Below are 18530 nucleotides of genomic sequence, written 5' to 3'. Positions count from 1 at the left end.
AATCCGAGGACTTCCAGTGACTCGAAGGAGCCAATGACCTCGTCCGCCGAGATCAGGGTTTCCGCCAGTGCGCCGATACCATCGAGCTCCCGCACGTCAAGGAACAGGTCCGCGTCTCCCAGGTTGACACCGGACTGGATGCCGCTGCCATCTGCGTTGAAGTGGCCGCTGTAGAATTCGCGGATCTCCCCCAATTCACCGTCCTTGGCCGTGAAGCCCAGTGTCGCGTCGTCGGCCAGAAGCAAGACGCCCGTGTCACCGGCATCGCCGTCAAAGCCGACCTTGGTATCATCGCCGATGATGTGCAGGCTGCTGTCACCGTTGAGCGCGAAATCCGCCCCGTCGCTGGCCAGAATGACCTGGGCATTGTCGCTGGCGGTGATCTCGGTGTGACCGGTGAACAGGCCGGTATTTGCAAAACGTCCCCCGTCGATGTCGATGCGCAACAGATCCTGATCGGTATACCCGTCTGTCCAGAACTGCCCGGCATTATCGATGCTCAGGGTGGCCCCGGCCTCGCCCACGGAGATGTGGTCGTCGATTTGAAGGTATCCGTTATTGACGAAAAGCTTGCCGTTCTCGCCGAAATCGAGGTCTTCCAGCGTGGTTGTGCCGCCATAATAAACCCAGTTTCCACCCAGATCGACGCTATCGCCATCCTGGGTGCCCGGCAGATCGTCCGTGCTCCAGTTCAGGCGGTTGTCCCACCGCACCCCGTCGCCCAGATCATTGGGGATGAAGCGCAGCGTCTCCGCGTCGGCGCGGATGTCCGGGGTCAGGCCAAAACCGGCCTGGAAGAAGCTGATGATCAGATCGGCATCGACAAGGTGATCCAGCTCGCCATCCGCCTGAATGCGCAGATGGTCGGCAAGGTCCTTGATTGTCGCGGTATTCTTGCCCAGCAGGTCCGCCGCGAAGTTCTGGATCGTGGTTTCATCCAGCGTGTTCAGGTTCAGGCCGTCGGTATTGACGTTATTGGCGTCCAGCGGATCGCCGTTTTTCGATCCGACCCAGTTGTGGATGATGGTGTCGTCGTAGAAAGGCTCGGCAAAACTGCTTTTGAGCGCATCATGCGTGATGATTTTCTCGGCCTGTTCGGCGGCGTTGTTCGGATCGGCCAGATGGGCGATAACATTATCGACCAGGCTCGATAAATAGGCATTGTTTTCAACGCCTTTCGTCAGGGCCCCCTGACCGGTGGCAGACATTTTATGGGCACCCGAGGTGATCAGGTTATCGGTGAAAAGCGTGTAGTTGCCGACGCTGTCGCTGCCGCCACCCGCAAACATGACGCCGCCGTTGTTGTCGAGGAAAACGTTATCCTCGATGAACCCGCCGGGACGCAGCTGAGCGCCGGTGGCCGCCCCGCGCATGATGATGTTGTCGCGGAAGGTGACATCGGTGCTGGTGCTGGACAGGTAGACGTTATGGCTGAACTTGCTGGGGGCCTGACCGTAGTCGGTAGACCCGCCTTCGGCATCGTAGCCGTCTGCCCAGCCATTGTGATCAAAGAAGCTGTCTTCGATCAGAACGCTTTCGGACTTGGCAAGATACATGCCGCTTCTGCGATCAAGGTGGGCTGCCCAGGTATCTCTGTCCGGTGTTTCAGAGACGACATCGTAGACGTCCAGATCCCGCAACGTGATCCCTTCGAGGTTCTGGAAGTTGCTCTCCCCCTTCATCGAAAGGCCTTCAAGCAGGATATTCTCTCCGCTCAGGATGGTCATGCCGTTGGTGAATTCAACATCCTGGACCACGAAATTTTTGATGCCGGCTTTGATGATGCGGGCGTCGGTGGTCATGACGGGCTGGTCGCCCTCGCCATAAGCCCCGATGTACATCGGGTTCAGTTCAGATTCACCGTAGCCCCCTTTCCATCCGTCATACTCGTAGCCCCGTTCCATCAAAAGCCAGTGTGAAGCGGGTTCATTCTTGGAGCCGGCGATGGAAGACCAGAGCTTCATACCGGCATCATTGGCCAGCGCCATATCCTCGCTGGCCCCGTATTCGGGGTTGGCGGCAAAGAAATCGCCGTTGATCTGGCGGGTCTCCAGCCCTTCGATGGCCGCGATATCCTCCAGCGTCAGGGCGTCTTCGTCCCCGGACATGTAGACTTTGCGGTGGTTTTCGCCGTGCTCGATGATGGTTCTGTCGTTTTCGTCGGTTTCCAGCTTGTAGAAATCCCCAACGCCCCAGCCCGCCGCCTGTGGGCCCTGGGTCACGTCCAGATTGATGTCCCGCGTGGTCACCTGACCATCACTATGGGTCACCTGAACGCTGAAGTTCTGGTTCGCGGTTTGCGTCGTGCCGGTCAGGACCACCGCCAGCGTATTGTCGGGGTTCACGGTGACATTGCCGTAATCCAGGCCATTCATCACCTTGACCGAGGCGATATCATCGTCTTCCAATGCCAATGTGGTGACACGGCCGCTGATCACGTCGACCGTCGCGCTGGCGCCCACCGGAAGAGGGCCGGACTCGTTGCCATCGGGCGGGCCGACAGGGTCGACAACGGGCGTCGGGTCCGGGTCCACCGGGTCGGGTTGTACGATAATCGGGTCGGGGATCGGATCGGGATCCACGGGGTCGGGATCAACCGGATCTGGCTGCACGATGACAGGATCAGGCTGCACAACCGGGTCAGGCTCCGGCTTCGGGTCCGGTTTATTGAGCCCGGCATTGATCAGGCTTTGGGTTGTTTCTTCGTCTGTTTTACTGGTTGCTAGGCCAGCCATTGCTGCCGTCCCGGCCAGCATACTCAAAAGGAATCCAAGCATTTTAAGTCGCGTCCTCGACATGGCGAGGCCGATGGATATGCGTGCAATCGTTGGAACGGTGCCCTTCATTGCAACAGTAAAACTGTGAAGGACAGAAAAATAAAGGCATATCGAAGTGTCTCGGCCCGCTGATTTCTTTCAGATTGGTTAACGTTTGGTTAACAGTCTATCCGGGAGGTTTATGGTGCTTTATGGTTAACGGCGTGTTCCGAAGCTGACTTCTTCACGTCGAAATTGTGACCAAATGCTCCTGTCCAACCAAACCCGGATGCCCGCCTCGCCCTGAGACTTATTGAGATGGCCGGTGTGGGCCAACCGGGGCTTGCTTCACTCGGCAGGATTCTACCTATGCGTGAGCGAACTCTCTCCGACGCCCTGAAGGAATCACATAATGGAATTCTCAAGGCACTCCGGTTGCCCCTGGGTAAGGGGCATTATCCCGCAATCCCGAACAAACGGGATCGGTCCAAAAAAGTGTTTTGCAAAACGGGCTTGTCTGAAACCGGCCGGTAACCGGCCCGGGCCGGACGGCAGAAAATTGCGCAGGCTTGTCCTTGGCGGGTTTTTGCCGGGCGCGGCCGGGGCCGGGAGGTATCAGGACGGGGGAGGGGGGCTTTCGTCGGCGCGACTGCGCGGATCTACGAGCAAAGCGGCAATCCAGCCTGCCAAAAATCCGCCTAAGTGGGTCTGCCAGGCCAGCAGGCCGTCCATCAGCCACCACATCACGAGATTGAGCGCCAGCAGGCCCGCCGCGGCCCGCGCCACCGGCCAGAGCCTCTGAGCAGCGCTGAAACGGTCCACGTAGTTCCAGGCCAGAACCCCCCCGGCGAGACCGAAGAGCCCGCCTGAGGCGCCGACCATGGGCCGTGTGGTCTCTGCCAGCAGGCCAAATCCCAGCCCGCCGCCCAGAACCGCGGCGCCATAGAGCAGGAAGAAGCCCGTGGTCCCCACCCGAAGCTGCACGATCCGGCCCAGACTGTAGAGCGTGATCATGTTGACGAGCAGATGTACCGGCCCGCTGTGCAGAAAGGCATAGCTGAGAAACATCGTGTAAGGCTGGGCTGTGTAGTTCGGTGTCCAGGCGCCCAGAAGCCCGGGCCAGAAACCTGCGTATTCATATGTTGTCTGACGCAGGCGCGGGTAGGAGATCAGGTTGTAATCCCCAAGCAGCAACCCCGCTTCGATCACCACGCAGATCACGATCAACCCGATGATACCCCAGGCAATGTCATGGCCAGCGGCGGCACGCGGGGAGGGCGGAGGGGTGCTCATGAGGGAACGTTAGCCCACGTATCAGCGTCCCGCCATGGGGTTCGCAGGACTCTCACCGGGGCACTAGGGTCTGAAATCGAAGGTTTTTTCCAAACCGATGAAGATCGTACGGGTGTTGCGGTCCGCGCGGTTGTCGCTGCGGTCGGTCTCATAGCTGATCCCGCTGATCAGATCCCAGTCATCTCCCACGGCGCGGCCATAGGTCAGGCTGGCCTCGATCACGCTGTCATCCACAGCACCCGGGCCGACCTCGTTCGAACTGGCCACGAGCAGACCCGCGGACAGGTAGGACAGGGCATTCAGGTCCTGGCGGTAGTCTATGTTCAGGCGCGTGTTGATGGTGGAGCTGTCGTCATTGTTGATGGTGGGGGTCTGGCTCAGGTTGACGTTGAACTGGCTGGTTGCGGTCAGCTCGTAATTGAGCCCCAGATTGGCCAGGGGTTCTGTCGAGGCCCCTTCGAAATCCACCACCCCCACGGAGAAGGACAGCAGCCCGCGTTTCAGATCCAGACTGCGCCCGACCGTGGCCTGATGGCGGGCGCCATTGACCGTTTCCGTGCTCGAGAAGTTCACGTCATAAGAGCCGTTCGGCACGACCCGGGTCAGGCCAAGGCTGTAGCCCAGCCCGTCGGTGCTGGTGCTCTGGATGGAACTGACCGTCTCGTCCTCATCGTAGGAGATCTGCGCGTTGACGCTGGTCACCGAGGATATGTCATAGGAGCCGCCGATCCCTATGGCCTGTGTCGTCCGGTCCGACGCGGTTGCGAGGTCCTGATCTCTCTCCCGCCAGTTGGCAAAGACGAAGGCAGAGGCCACGGGGCTGAGCCTGAATGTCACGCGCCCGTTCAGGGAATTGACGGTTTCATCCGACCGGCTCGGGTCAATCGTGTCCGAAAAGGTGCTGCGCAGATAGAAGTAATCGAAGTCCCCGGTGACCGGTCCATCCTGGCCCAATATCAGCCCGGTGCGGGCTGAAACCGTTGTCCGGGTGCCTTCGTCCACGACAACGTTCTCATTTGCCAACTCGTCGAAAAAGTTGGATTCTCCGACATCCGCGCGGCGGTAGCTGGTGTCGAATGTCAGCACGGTGCTGCGGTTTTCAATTGCGTACGTGAGGTTTGCGGAAGGATCATCCAGCGTGTCGCGGTCGCTGGTATTGCTGAAATCCAGCGCGATGCCGGTGCCCAGAGACAGCGAGAGCCGCTGGTTGCTGGTCTCGGAGGTCAGCCCGAAATCAAGCTGGGTAATGGCGCGCGTGCCATCGTCGCGCGGCCGGGTGAACCCGCTCTCGCTCACATGTTCGATACGTTCGCCAACCTTGAGTGTCGCCCGCAGAGCTTCCTCAGCGAGCGGACGGCCGATCGGTGTGAGGACAGGCACGGCAACCAATGTGCCGACCAGTACCGCTTTTTTTGCCTGCATTTTTTCTTGCCCACCGCATTATGGTTTTATTCGAACAGTCTGCGCTCCGGTACGAGGATCACATCGCCGTCCTGCAGAACGATGTCATTGGTCAGATTGCCGCCGTCCGCCAGCGCCTTGAAATTCATGCTGTAGACGCTTTGCTTGCCTGTTTTACGATCAAAGCGCCGCAATTGCACCCGTTTGGTGGCGGCAAACTTGGTGAACCCGCCACTTTGCGCAACCGCCTGCAGGAAGGTTGTGCCGCGTTCCATCGGGCGCAGGCCCGGCTGGTTGACCTCGCCGATGAAATAGATGTCCATCGTCGCGGCACCGGAGCCAACCCCTGCCGAGAGGGGGGCCTGGAAGACCGATGCCACGGAAACGAAGACCGTGGGGGTCGTGGTGAAGTTGCTGGAGATGCTGGAGGCGATCGCCTGCTGGACCTGGGCTGCCGTGCGGCCGCCGGCCTGAACAGTGCCTGCAAAGGGGAAATTGATCGTGCCATCGGGCAGTACCAGCAAGGAGCGGTTCAGGCTGGTGTCTTCCAGCACTTCAATTGACAATGTGTCGCCGCCTTTGATGCGGTAGTCGTTTTGCGCGCTGGCGGATGTTGCCGCGAGCATCAAACCCCAAAGGGCAATCAGGAGATATTTCATATCGAGCCTCGAATACTTGGGGTTGACCTGTCGCCAGACCCAACTTTTTGCAATATTGCGTGAAAACGCTGCATTCTGAAAGGTTAAAGACGCCCCGAGGTACAAAGCAGTGCCCGACATGTGATCTTGGGGCCACGCCGGTTTACGCCTTATCCCTGCGGCTCCGATCAGTTGTCGGCAGCGGCTTCCAGTGCGGCTATTTTGCTCCGCACCTCTTCTGAAAGCGCGCCGGAGCCCAGGGGGCCTATCTTGTCCATCGCCCGGTGCATCTGCACCAGAGCCTCGTCCCGGCGCCCCAGGGCCTCGTAGACGACGCCGAGATGGTATTGCACGGTCGCATCATCCACCAGGGCCCGCGCGGCGGGTTCGAGATACTTCAGAGCCTCTTCGCTGTTGCCCACCCGGTGCTGAATCCAGCCATAGGTGTCCTGGAACGCGGGCACGTCCGTGTCCTGCAGCCGCCGGGAGATGGTCTGGGCGCGGGCAAGGCTCTCTTCGTCACGGCGGAACGTGGCCAGCAGGCTGGCGAGGTTATTGGCCACCACGATCGACGCTGAATTTTTCGCGTAAAGATCCTCGTAGATGGTAATGGCCCCGTCGATATCGTTTTTCTCCTGCAGCAGGGTCGCCTTGGCCCAGAGGATGTTGCCGGAATCGGGATTGGCCTGAAGCCCCCTGTCCAGCGTCTCCAGGGCGGTTGTCCCGTCTGTGCCCACGGTCTGAAGACGCGCGAGCTGCAACCAGGCCAGGGCGATGTCCGGGGCCTTTTCGGTCAGGGATTGGAACGTATCGCGCGCGGCGTCGATATCGCCGACAGAGGCCTGAACCAGCCCCTGGAAATAGACGAAAGAGACGTTGTCAGGCTCTTCGGCCACCATCTCGTTGATCATTTCCTGCGCGCCGTCGGTGTCACCCTGTTCGACCAGCGCCTGGACCAGCGCCAATCTGGCGCCGCTGTTGCCGCCATCCTGATCCGCGAGGTTCTGCAGATACGCCAGCACTTCACCCGAACCTGACTCGCGCGCGATCAGCGCCAGCTCGATGGTGTTTGCCCCTGTCTGCGCTTGCTCCGTCCCGATCCGCTTGAGCGTATCGGCAACCTGCTGGGCGCGGGCCGTATCTGCAAGCTCAAGGTAGATGTTGCCAAGGGCGAGCAGGATATCAACGTTATTGGGCTGGTTGCGCAGAGATGCGATCAGGGCCGCTTCGGCCTGAAGCAGCTTGTCGTCCTGCCGCAGCGCCGCGGCATACCGCAGGGCCTCTGCGGGGGCGTTATTTGTCGCCTCGACGGCAAGGGAGAGGAAATCCAGCATCAGGGCCGAATTGCCCGCCCGCTTGTAGGCTTCGGCCATGATCGTCATGGCTTCGGCATCCTGGGCGCTGCTGGCCAGGGCGGTCCGCATGGCCGTGATGGCGCCTTCGGGATTGTCATCGGCGATCATCCAGCGGGCCTGCATCTTGAGCGCGCCGACGGAGTTCCCATCCTGCGCCAGGATCTCTTCGACGAGGCGGCGGGCGCCCACTTCGTTTCCGTTGGTGGCAAGCATGGTGGCGAGCGCCACCTTGATGTTCAGAAACGCTTCGGGATTGCTGTCTTCTCCCTGGGCGTCCACGAGAGCCTGCATTTCGGCGATGGCTTCATCACGTTGCCCGTCCTCGAACGTCAGCGAGGCCCGCAGGGCGCGCAGGGTGTGCGCGTCCGGATTGGCGTCAATCGCTGTTTCCAGTTCGGACATGGCCGCATCGCGCTGATCGGTCCCCAGCAGGAACTGGATCAGGTTAATCGTCGGAACCACCTTGTCTTCGGACGCCTGGGCAATCCGGTCGCGCAAAAACGCTTCGGCTTCGTCTCCCTTGTCCCGGGACATCAGGAAGCGCAGCAGATTGACCTGGTAGCTCTGTTCGTCCGGGAAGGTTTCAACCATCCGGTACAATTCGGTTTCCACCGCGTCCAGATCGTTGAGGCCGTTCAGCAGCTGAACCTTGGTGACATAAAGGTCCTGCCTGTCGGGGGCGGCGACAATGGCTTTTTCGATCTGTTCCAGGGCGGCTGCGTGTTTTTCCTCGAAAAGATACCCATCGATCAGGATCTGGCGCAGGATGCCATTGTCCGGAAAATCCGCTTCCATCGCCTCGGCTTCGGCCAGCACGCTGCTGCGCGCGGCACTGTCTTCCTCCAGCACCGCGCTGCGGTAGCGTTTCGCCAGGTCCAGCAGGCGGACATTGGGGTCGTCGGAGGCCAGCTGGATGGCCGCGTCGCTGTGACGCTCAAAAGCTTCCCAGTTCTGGATCAGAAAGGCCATTTCACCCAGTTTGACCTGCGCCTCCAGGTTTTCGGGGTCCTGTTCGGCCACCCGCAGGAATTCGCGGAAAGCCGGGCGCAGGGCACCTGCCTTGAACTGCAGCCGGGCCAGGTAGACCCGGGCGTCAAGGTGGGTCGCGTCCTGTTTCAGGGCATTGCGGAACTCGATGCGCGCGCGCTCTTCATCCCCTTCGGCGGCGAGTTCGAGACCGCGCTGGTAGAATTCCTCGGCACGCTCCTCATCGGAGTCGCACGCGGCGAGGGCCATGCAAACAAGCAAGGGGAGAACAATCTTTTTTACAACCACGGTCGCGGACCTTTTGTTTCTGGAATACGGTTTTCATGTAGCACCCTAACCGGCGCTGTCTCCGGATACGATACCATGACCCACGCCGAAACAGTGAGGCCATTTTGGGGAATTCCGAGATTCTGGAGAGGAGAAATCAGCCCGTGGGCGCGGTATCTCCCGCGCCCATCCCCGCAGGTCTTTCGGGTCCGGTCAGTATCCGGTGCCGCGCAACACGACCGAAACGGTCTGGGCAAGGACCCTTGCGTCGGTCGAGAAAGACATCGCCTGCTCATATTTGGCGTCGAATTTCGCGCGGTCGCGGAAGCTGCAGTTGTTCCGGTCGGAAACCTGCCAGAACCCGGTCACACCCGGGCGCATGCGATAGTAGCTCTGGCCGGGGTAGAGGGTCTGCTGCGACACCATCATCGGCCGCGGGCCGACGAGAGACATGGAGCCGGTCAGAACATTGATCAGCTGGGGCAGCTCATCCATCGAGGTTTTCCGCAGGAAACGTCCGATGCGGGTGATCCGGATGTCATGCTTGAGCTTCTGGGTCGCGTCCCATTCCGCCTGCAGCTCCGGGTTCTTGCTGAGATGCTCCTTGAGCAGCGCATCCGCGTTGTGAACCATCGTGCGCATCTTGACGATCCGGAAAACCCGGCCATTCCGGCCGATGCGTTTCTGGGTGTAGAACGGTGCGTGCCCGTCCAGCGCAACCAGCAAGGCCATCACGGCGATGAGCGGGACAACGATCACCGCGCTCATCAATACGAGCGCGACATCGATAAACCGCTTTACGCCCTTGTCGTAAAACGGCTGTTCGAGAGGAGAAGGGACAACTTGCCCGAAAGTGGCGGCCTGAGCGCCCGCTTTCATTTTCAATTGGGCATCCTGTGAATCAAATGGCATCAATAACTCCGATGTATTTGTCGGTTACTTCGTTACATACAGGCGAGGCCTAATCCGCCCCCGCGTACCCGTAAAAAAAGAGGCACAGCTCCCTATTAGAGGAGCCATGTATCACTTTAAAGAAAATTTATTAAATTGCGAGTCATCCTGAGATCATGGTTGCTGCAAAAGCCGGGAATGGCCGCGGAAGAGGCCGTGGCGCCGGTAAATGCTCAGAAATGCTGCAGTTGCGAAATAAGCGATTCAATCGATGCGGGTATTTTTTGTGCACAATTCAGGAAAATATACTGCTTTGTTGCCGCAATTGCGACAGATGCGACGAATCGTTGCCCTTGTGCTGCCGCAATTGCCCTCGATTAGGTATGTTGCGAGAGTTCCCTAATGGTGCCGCAATCCTTATATAACGGATGTAAGTGGTGGCATTTTCAGGCGGACCAGTCAGGCAAAGGGGCTGTTCCGGATTTGGACGGAGCATCGTGACGGGCTCCTGAAACCTGTGGATGAAAGTCGTAGCAAGGTGATTTGGGTAACATGAGAGCAGACGATCGACGCAGAAACTGCCAGCGGATAGAGTAGGATACGTTCTTCTATGGCGGCTGAGCTTTACACATCCTTCTTCGGATTTTCGGAGAGGCCTTTCACCCTACTGCCGGACCCGGACTTCCTGTTCTGGTCGGAAAATCACAGCCGTGCCTTCTCGGTGCTGGAATACGGCATCGCGACCCGGTCGCCCCTGACCGTCGTGACCGGCGAGATCGGCGCGGGCAAGACCACGCTGATCCAGAAACTGCTGAGCGCGCTCGACGAGGATGTCACCATCGGGCTGATCTCCAACGCCCAGGGCGGTCGCGGAGAGCTGCTGCGCTGGGTGCTTTACGCGCTGGGGATCAACGCGCATTCGCAGGATGACTACATCACGCTGTTCAAGCGGTTCCAGGATTTCGTCATCAATGAATATGCCGAGGGGCGCCACGTGGTGCTGGTGATCGACGAGGCGCAGAACCTGTCGATCGAGGCGCTGGAAGAATTGCGCATGTTCACCAACATCAATTCCAACAAGGACGAGCTGTTGCAGCTGATCCTCGTCGGCCAGCCCGAATTGCGCGATATCGTCGCCAGCCCGGCGCTGGCGCAATTTGCCCAGCGGGTGACCGCGACCTACCACCTCAAACCGCTTGATTTCAAACAGACCAAAGCCTACATCCAGCACCGGCTGATGCATGTGGGCGGCACCGGAAACGAAATTTCGGTCTATGCCATCAAGAGTATTTTCGACGAGAGCGGCGGCGTGCCCCGCATGATCAACAAGCTGTGCGACCTGGCGCTGGTCTATGCGGCCAGCAGTGAAAACCGGGTTGTGGGTATTAACGTGATGCGTGAACTGGTGGCAGACGGGTTATTCATCAAGACCCGCGATCACGGTGTCTACGTTCTGGAAAACCCCGTCAAACCGTCTCTGGACAAGGCTGCAGAATGATTACGGATATCGGTTTTTATTTCAAACTGCTGTCACGCCGGTTTCCGGCCATGGCGGCCCTGCTTCTGCTATGTGCCTGTATCGGCGTGGTGGTGGCCCTGCGTCTGCCGACCACCTATGAGAGCAGCGCCACCCTGCTGGTGGAATCCGCGCAGATTTCCAGTGACGCGGTCCGCGCGACAACGCAGGTGGACGCGTCGGAACAACTCGAGGTGATCCAGCAGCGCCTGCTGACCCGCGCCAATCTGCTCGATATTGCCCGCACGGCGCGTATTTTCCCCAATCAAAGCACGATGAACCCCGATGTGGTGGTCAACCACATGCGCAAGAAAACGAAAATCCGACGGGCCAGCGGACGCGACAAGGCGACGCTGATGACCGTTGGTTTCGAGGGCACCAACCCGCAGAAAGTGGCGGCTGTGGTCAATCAATACGTCAATCTTGTGCTGGAGGCGAACAGCGATTTCCGCACGGCGCGTGCCGAGGGCACGCTGGAGTTCTTCGAGCAGGAAGTGGACACCCTGTCGCAAAACCTCGACGCCCAAAGCGCCAAGATCGTGGAGTTCAAGCGCCAGAATGCCGATGCGCTGCCGGAGAACCTCGATTACCGGCTGAACCGGCAATCGCTGCTGCAGGAACGCCTGGCCCGGGCGGAGCGGGATCTGGAGGCGCTGCAGACCCAACGCACCAGCATTCAGCGGATCTACGAAAGTACAGGGCGTCTGGAAACGATTGCCAATGTGCCGCTGACCCCTGAACAGGAACGGTTGCGCGCGCTGGAAGGCCAGTTGCGGGTCTCCCTGAGCATCTATTCGGAAACCAACCCCAAGGTGCGGCTGCTGCGCAGCCAGATCAATGCGCTGAAACAGCAGATGACGGACCTGCCGGGGGCCGAGGGGGCAGGCGAGACACCCACTCAGGTCACGGCGCTTGACGTCAGCCTGACCGAGATTGATGCCCGGTTGCAGGCGTTGAGACAGGAAATCGCGACAACCAACGCCGAACTTGCCAAGCTGCAGGATTCCATTGACCGCACCCCCGCCAACCGCATCGCGCTGAACGCGATGGAGCGGGATCAGGACAATATGCAGGCGCTCTATTCCGCGGCTGTCCAGCGGATGTCGCAGGCCCGGATGGGGGAGCGGATCGAGCTTTCCGCCAAGGGCGAACGCATCACCGTTCTGGAACCCGCCAATGTGCCCAATTCGCCCTCCGGTCCGAACCGGGCCGGGATCGCCGGCATGGGCGTATTTGCAGGTCTGGGGCTGGCCGGGGGGCTGTTTGTTCTGCTCGAGCTTCTCAACCAGACCATTCGCCGCCCGTCGGAGATCACCCGGGCGCTTGAGATTACACCGCTGGCCGTCATCCCGCGCTATGAAACCGCTGCGGACCGCCGCAGACGGCGTATCCTGCAGCTGGCGACGATCGGGGTGGTGATCACGGTTGTGCCAACCGTGCTCTGGGCCATCGATACCTACTACATGCCGCTGGATCAGCTCTTCGAAAAGATTGTGGGTGGTTTGATCTGACCTGCCGTGCCGGTCCGGCCGGGCCATCCTCCAGATAGATTTGCGGGAACTGAGAACAGAATGGAAAAACTTCAAAAGGCACTGAGCAAGGCGCGGCAGGAGCGTAGCGGCGTGACCCGGGAGGCGCCGCAGAAACGGGCGCCGGTGGCCCCCCGTGCTGCCCGGCCGCCGTCCGAGGCATCGGATAATTTCCCGGAAATCTGGCAAAAGCTCAAGCCGCTGGATCCGGACCCGCGGCACCTGTCGGCCAATCGGATCATGACGCTGAACGCGCTGCCCGAAGCCAACCCCTTTGACGTCTTGCGCACCAAGATCTACCTGCTGATGCGCCAGAACGGCTGGACCCGGCTGGCGATCACCTCGCCCAACAAGGGCTGCGGCAAGACCACCACCGCCTGTAACCTCGCGGTCGGGTTTTCGCGGCAGAGCGAAGTGAAATCGATGCTCTTCGACGTGGATCTCCGGCGGCCCGGGGTCGCGACCATGCTGGGCCAGCAGCCCGAGCATGACATCCGGGAGCTGCTGGTGGGCGAGGTGGCCCCCGAAGACCAGATGCTGCGGTTGCGCAGTAACGTGGCCATTTCCATGGCGCGGCGCCCGGTAAGCGACCCGACACAATTGCTGCTGTCGCAGAAAACGGTGCAGACCTTCGACAATATCCAGGCGCAGTTCGAACCGGATGTGATGATCTTCGATCTGCCGCCCATGCTGGTCACCGATGATGCCCGCGCCAAGCTGAAGAACGTGGATTGCGCATTGATCGTCGCCCGGGCGGAGCAGACGCGGATGTCCCAGCTTGATGTCTGCGAGCGCGAGGTGAGCGAGCATACCAACGTTCTGGGCGTGGTGCTGAACAACTGCCGCCACATGGGCGCTGAAGAGGATTATTACGGCGATTACAGCTGATCGCTGTGCGCCCCGCGCGTCAGGAACACATTCATGACCAGAGTTCTTATCACCGGCTCGGCCGGCTTCATCGGGTTTCATCTGGCGCAGCTGCTGTTGTCCGAAGGGATGACCGTGCATGGTTTCGACGGGATGACCGATTACTACGATGTGCGCCTGAAAGAACGGCGGCACCAGATGCTGCTGCAAAACCCGGGGTTCAGCGTCACCACGGGCATGCTGGAAGAGGGCCGTGTTTTTGCAGAGGCCGCCGCCGGTTTCGCCCCGGATGTCATCGTGCATCTGGCAGGACAAGCGGGGGTGCGCTACAGCCTCGAGAACCCGCGCGCCTATATCGACAGCAACGTGGTGGGCACCTTCAACGTGATGGAGGCGGCGCGCGCTCACAAGGTGCAGCACCTGCTGATGGCCTCGACCTCTTCCGTCTACGGTGCCAACGAGGAAATGCCCTTTGCAGAGACCGATAAGGCCGACACGCCGCTGACCATCTATGCCGCCACCAAGAAGGCGAATGAGGCGATGGGGCATTCCTATGCCCATCTCTACGATCTGCCCACCACGATGTTCCGCTTTTTCACCGTCTATGGGCCCTGGGGGCGGCCGGATATGGCGCTCTTTAAATTCACCGACGCGATCCTCAAGGGCAGCCCCATCGACATCTACAACAATGGCGAAATGTACCGCGATTTTACCTATGTGACCGATCTGGTGCGCGGCATCCGCCTGTTGATCGACGCGGTGCCGCCCGCGCCCGGGGCAGGGGCGGCAGAGATCCCCGGCGACAGCCTCAGCCCCGCCGCCCCCTTCCGGGTGGTCAACATCGGCAATTCCGACAAGGTACGCCTGCTTGATTTCATTGACGAGATCGAGCGCTGCCTGGGGCAAAAGGCCCTGCGCAACTACATGCCGATGCAGATGGGGGACGTGCCCGCCACCTGGGCCAATGCCGATTTGCTCAAAAACCTCACAGGCTATAAGCCGCAGACAGGGTTTCGCGACGGGATCGCGCAGTTCGTGGCGTGGTTCCGCGACTATTACGATACCTGAAAGGGGCAGGGGGCATGCTGGCACTGAAGGACGCGAAAATCGCTGTGATCGGTCTGGGCTATGTGGGCCTGCCGCTGGCCGTGGCGTTTGGCGCACGCTACCCGGTGGTGGGCTTCGACATCAGCGAGACCCGGATTGCGGCCCTGAAAAAGGGCAAAGACACCACGTTAGAGACGGATACGGCAGAGCTGGCCGGGGCGAGGCAGCTGTCGTTCAGCGCGGATCCAGAGGATCTGGCCGCCTGCAATGTCTATATCGTGACCGTGCCGACGCCGGTGGATGCGATGAAGCGCCCTGACCTGGGTCCGCTCATCGCCGCGTCGGAAACCGTGGGGCAGGTCATCGGGGCAGGGGATGTGGTGATCTACGAAAGCACCGTCTACCCCGGCGCCACCGAAGAAGATTGTATTCCGATTGTCGAACGACGCTCCGGCCTGACCTTCAACAGGGATTTTACCGCTGGCTACAGCCCGGAGCGGATCAACCCCGGGGACAAGGCGCACCGTCTTGCCGATATCAAGAAGGTCACCTCGGGGTCCACGCCGGAGGCTGCGGCATTCATCGATGCGCTTTACGGCAGCATCATCACTGCGGGCACCCATCTGGCCCCGTCGATCAGGGTCGCGGAGGCCGCCAAGGTGATCGAGAATACCCAGCGCGACGTGAATATCGCGCTGATCAACGAGCTGGCGATGATCTTCGACCGCATGGGGCTCGATACGCTGGATGTGCTGGCGGCGGCGGGCACCAAGTGGAATTTCCAGCCCTTCCGGCCCGGTCTCGTGGGGGGGCACTGCATTGGCGTGGATCCCTATTACCTGACCCACAAGGCGCAGATGCTGGGCTATGACCCGCAGATGGTGCTGGCCGGGCGCCGCATCAACGATCGTATGGGCGCGTGGATGGCCACATCGCTGGTGCGCGCGATGATCGACCGGGAGATGCAGATCAAGGGCGCCCGCGTGCTGGTGCTGGGGCTGACCTTCAAGGAAGATGTGCCGGATCTGCGCAACACCCGCGTCGTGGACATCGTGACCGAGCTGCAGGACTACGGGGTGCAGGTCGATGTGCATGACCCGATGGTGGAGCCTGCAGAGGCGCGGAAAGAGCTTGGGTTAGAGACGATTCAACCGGATCCGGGCACCTATGACGCGGTGGTGGTCGCCGTGCCACACCGCCAGATCCGCGCAGGCGGTCTGGAGGCCATCCTGCCGCTGATGGCCGCAGAGCCACTGGTGCTCGACGTCAAAGGCATTCTGCCGCGCAGAGAATTCATTCTGCGGGTCTGATATTGCGGGGGTAACCTGACCCGTCGCCTCCTTTATGCGAACCTCGTCTGTTAACGGATCAGCCGAAAGGGCGCCCCGTGTCTCAAAACAAGGATGTCCTGCCCTGCGCCGTGTTCAGTCTGCACCAGCAACGTATTACCCACGCGGCAATCACCAAGAACAAGCGCCTGAGTGCGGTGCTAGCCCATATCAAGGAGGAGCAAGACAAAGGCACAACCAAGCCAACGGTCAAATCAGAAAGCGTCCGCAATGGTTACACGAAGACAGGTCGTCGTCCCCGTGGTGCACCGGCCAAAATGGAAGCCTACTATGACCGACGGCGCGCTGAACGCAAAGCCAGCCAGCCCTGCGATATTTGATGGGGTGGATGCTTCCTCCCGGCGGCATCAAAGTGCCAAAAAGCGCGATCTGGTCGCAGAAAGGGAAAGAAAGCATCCATGGTGAGGTTACAACAATCGGCGTCGATTTGGCAAAGTCAGTCTTTCAAGTGCATGGCTCAGATGCCGAGGGTGGCAAGGTGTCCAGCAAGAAGCTGACACGCTCCCAATTCGCGCGCTTCATGAAGGATCATCCACCATGTCTGGTCGCCATGGAGGCGTGCGGCACTGCACATTATTGAGGGCGGGAGATGGAACAGTTGGGGCACAATGTGCGCCTCATTCCTCCTGCGTATGTTAAGCCATTCGTAAAACGTCAGAAAAACGATGCGGCTGACGCGGAGGCTATCGCTGAAGCCGCTTCACGTGCAAATATGCGCTTCGTTGAGATCAAGAGCGAAGATCAGCAAGCTCAGGGTATGTTGTTTCGTACCCGCGAGCTCCTGATATGGCAAAGAACTCAGGCTGCGAACGCCTTGCGCGCGCATCTCTCTGAATTCGGCGTCATTGTGCCAAAGGGCACCCACAACATCGATCAGCTCTCTCAATATGTGGATGAGAGCAAAAGCGTCTTCCCGCCCAGCCTGGTTTTGGCCAGTCGGCTGTATCTTGAACAAATTGCTCTGACCAACCAGAAGATTGCTGAACTGACACAGCCGCGCCACATACCAGAAGCCTGACACATGGGCGCAACCGATCGCATGCTTCAACAGTCAGAAATTCCTTGCATAAATGGAAGCATCCACACACGCCGCACAAGGAAAACCAATGGGTCCTGACCCTAGGCTGATCCTTGGGACGAGTGACTACCAGCGAACAATAACCGCTGATCCTGTTTTGACCCCTCGTTTGAAGCACTACCCGAAGACAATGGCGCTCTTTAGGCAAAACGGATGAGCCAAAGAAATGTGCTCCCGGAGCACAAAAACGGTGAAGGAAGTGACTAATGCAGGATAGGCGGAGCGCCAGCAACATTAAATGAAATCGAACAAATCACCCAAATCCAAACTCGCCGGAACCCTGCTCGCATCTGAGCGCCACGCACAGCTCAAGGCCGCAGCAGAAGCAGAGGGGCTGACCGTTTCGAAGTATCTCGGGCGGTTGGTAGACCACCTCCTCGAGGAGATGTCTCCTGCTGGCGTTCAATCCGATGTTCCAACCAAAGCCCGCCGGGAGGGCAAAGTGAGGGTCCGGCTCGGCCAGGATGTTCGGCAGTTGTTAGAGCGGGAGGCACAAACGCAGCACGTGCCGGTGTCGAGCTGGGCGGCACGCCTTCTGACCGCACGCGTCAGATCCGCACTGCAACCTGTGAAGGGTGAGCGCAAGGTCATACAGGCTGCCTTCGTCAACTCCGTGGCATGGTGACCAATCTCAACCAGATGGCCACAGTCATGAACCGCGGCGTGTTCACCGGTGACATCTATGCGCCGACGAAAGCTGAGATGCAGGCGCTGCGCCGCGAGGTTCAGGCCTTGAGGGCGGAATTGTCAAAATATGCCAGCGGACGATTTACCTTCCAAATAAGCAAGGGAAAAAACGGTGAGTGATTTTAAGACCCGGCTGGGATATGAAGACTGCCGGTCTAATCCCAAAGGCGGGCGGCGGGGAGGTTCTCGACGGGCGAAACTGGACCGGATAGGTAAGCGAGTGTGTGCACTATGTAGATATGTACGGGTTCGTGGGACACCTCCTGTAACATCCCAGTTTTAGGCCGGAGGTAAATTCAATGACGAACGAAGAGAAGCGTGACCCGGGTGAGAGACAATGGTCCCTATGTGATGGAAACAAAACGATGAAATGAACTTGACCTGGACGCCCGATTAGAGAAGCTTCAACTGGCATTGGAAACAAGCGAGATCGCTGTCGCCAAGATGACGACCAATCTGCGTCTTTCCGCCGCGGAGCCAAGGGACAAACCGAAGCGCCGCTCGATCCCCAATCACATCCCGCGCATGGAAGCCGACCTGATGACTGGCGACGACGATTGCGCCCATTGCGGTGGCATACTGCGTCGTCTGGGCGCGGACGAGATCGAAGAGTTGGAGTCTGTGCTTAGACGGTTCATTGTGACCCGCATCGTGCGGTCACGCATGGCGTGGTCGGTCAGACCGGGCGCTTACTTCCTTTGCGACACGATACGTGGTCAAAGGAGCGGCACAATCCCGCGACAGGTCCAACCTAGGCGTTCGCTTACAAATTTTATTACCATAATCAACATTACAAAGGTATCGCTTACAATTCGATGGATTCACAAACGAAGTGCAAATTCTTTACGAATACAGAGAGTTGCATGGAG

Annotated in this window: 12 protein-coding genes and 3 pseudogenes; 9 read left to right on the top strand and 6 right to left on the bottom strand. The window is 59.6% G+C overall.

Going from position 1 to position 18530, the window contains the following annotated elements:
- Positions 1–1280: 1280 nt before the first annotated feature.
- The 6 genes and pseudogenes from KX928_RS24350 to KX928_RS23500 form a co-directional block, all read right to left on the bottom strand.
- Positions 1281–1556, bottom strand: a pseudogene (locus tag KX928_RS24350) (hypothetical protein); the annotation flags it as partial.
- A gap of 1815 nt (positions 1557–3371) precedes the next feature.
- Positions 3372–4049: a rhomboid family intramembrane serine protease gene (locus KX928_RS23520; RefSeq protein WP_219507947.1), complete on the bottom strand. Its 678-nt coding sequence runs from the start codon at positions 4047–4049 to the stop codon at positions 3372–3374.
- A gap of 63 nt (positions 4050–4112) precedes the next feature.
- Positions 4113–5471, bottom strand: a complete 1359-nt coding sequence (locus tag KX928_RS23515; protein WP_219507945.1) for a porin family protein — start codon at positions 5469–5471, stop codon at positions 4113–4115.
- Between the two features lie 26 nt (positions 5472–5497).
- Entirely contained in the window at positions 5498–6109 is a 612-nt protein-coding gene (locus KX928_RS23510) for a polysaccharide biosynthesis/export family protein (RefSeq protein ID WP_219507943.1), read from the bottom strand.
- 167 nt (positions 6110–6276) lie between these two features.
- Positions 6277–8679 (bottom strand): tetratricopeptide repeat protein, encoded by a 2403-nt coding sequence (locus KX928_RS23505; protein ID WP_219507940.1) that lies wholly within the window; start codon positions 8677–8679, stop codon positions 6277–6279.
- 231 nt (positions 8680–8910) lie between these two features.
- Positions 8911–9609, bottom strand: coding sequence for a sugar transferase (locus KX928_RS23500; RefSeq protein WP_257884055.1), 699 nt, complete (start codon positions 9607–9609; stop codon positions 8911–8913).
- Positions 9610–10198: 589 nt separating this feature from the next.
- Between KX928_RS23500 and KX928_RS23495 the strand changes: the two genes are divergently transcribed.
- The 9 genes and pseudogenes from KX928_RS23495 (at position 10199) to KX928_RS23450 (ending at position 17781) form a co-directional block, all read left to right on the top strand.
- Positions 10199–11086 (top strand): ExeA family protein, encoded by an 888-nt coding sequence (locus KX928_RS23495; RefSeq protein ID WP_219507938.1) that lies wholly within the window; start codon positions 10199–10201, stop codon positions 11084–11086.
- Positions 11083–12615, top strand: coding sequence for a GumC family protein (locus tag KX928_RS23490; RefSeq protein ID WP_219507937.1), 1533 nt, complete (start codon positions 11083–11085; stop codon positions 12613–12615). Before KX928_RS23495 ends, KX928_RS23490 begins: the two co-directional genes overlap by 4 nt.
- Before the next feature lie 60 nt (positions 12616–12675).
- Positions 12676–13521, top strand: coding sequence for a tyrosine-protein kinase family protein (locus KX928_RS23485; RefSeq protein ID WP_219507935.1), 846 nt, complete (start codon positions 12676–12678; stop codon positions 13519–13521).
- Between the two features lie 33 nt (positions 13522–13554).
- A complete protein-coding gene (locus KX928_RS23480) occupies positions 13555–14568 on the top strand; it encodes an NAD-dependent epimerase/dehydratase family protein (protein ID WP_219507932.1) in 1014 nt (337 codons plus the stop codon).
- Between the two features lie 14 nt (positions 14569–14582).
- Positions 14583–15857 (top strand): nucleotide sugar dehydrogenase, encoded by a 1275-nt coding sequence (locus KX928_RS23475; protein ID WP_219507930.1) that lies wholly within the window; start codon positions 14583–14585, stop codon positions 15855–15857.
- Positions 15858–15955: 98 nt separating this feature from the next.
- Positions 15956–16135 (top strand): annotated as a pseudogene (locus KX928_RS24190) (ISNCY family transposase); the annotation flags it as partial.
- A 155-nt stretch (positions 16136–16290) separates the two neighbouring features.
- Positions 16291–16759 (top strand): annotated as a pseudogene (locus tag KX928_RS24185) (IS110 family RNA-guided transposase); the annotation flags it as partial.
- 453 nt (positions 16760–17212) lie between these two features.
- The gene (locus KX928_RS23455) at positions 17213–17599 is read left to right on the top strand and encodes a hypothetical protein (protein ID WP_219507909.1); all 387 of its coding nucleotides are present in this window, start codon (positions 17213–17215) and stop codon (positions 17597–17599) included.
- Positions 17593–17781: a hypothetical protein gene (locus tag KX928_RS23450; RefSeq protein WP_219507907.1), complete on the top strand. Its 189-nt coding sequence runs from the start codon at positions 17593–17595 to the stop codon at positions 17779–17781. The genes KX928_RS23455 and KX928_RS23450 overlap by 7 nt, the downstream gene beginning before the upstream one ends.
- Positions 17782–18530: the final 749 nt, after the last annotated feature.

It is taken from the genome of Roseobacter insulae (genome assembly GCF_019375555.1).
In the GTDB taxonomy this organism is placed as follows: Bacteria; Pseudomonadota; Alphaproteobacteria; order Rhodobacterales; family Rhodobacteraceae; genus Roseobacter; species Roseobacter insulae.
The sequence above is the reverse complement of the archived record's forward strand: the minus strand, read 5'-3'. Positions and strand labels throughout refer to the sequence as shown.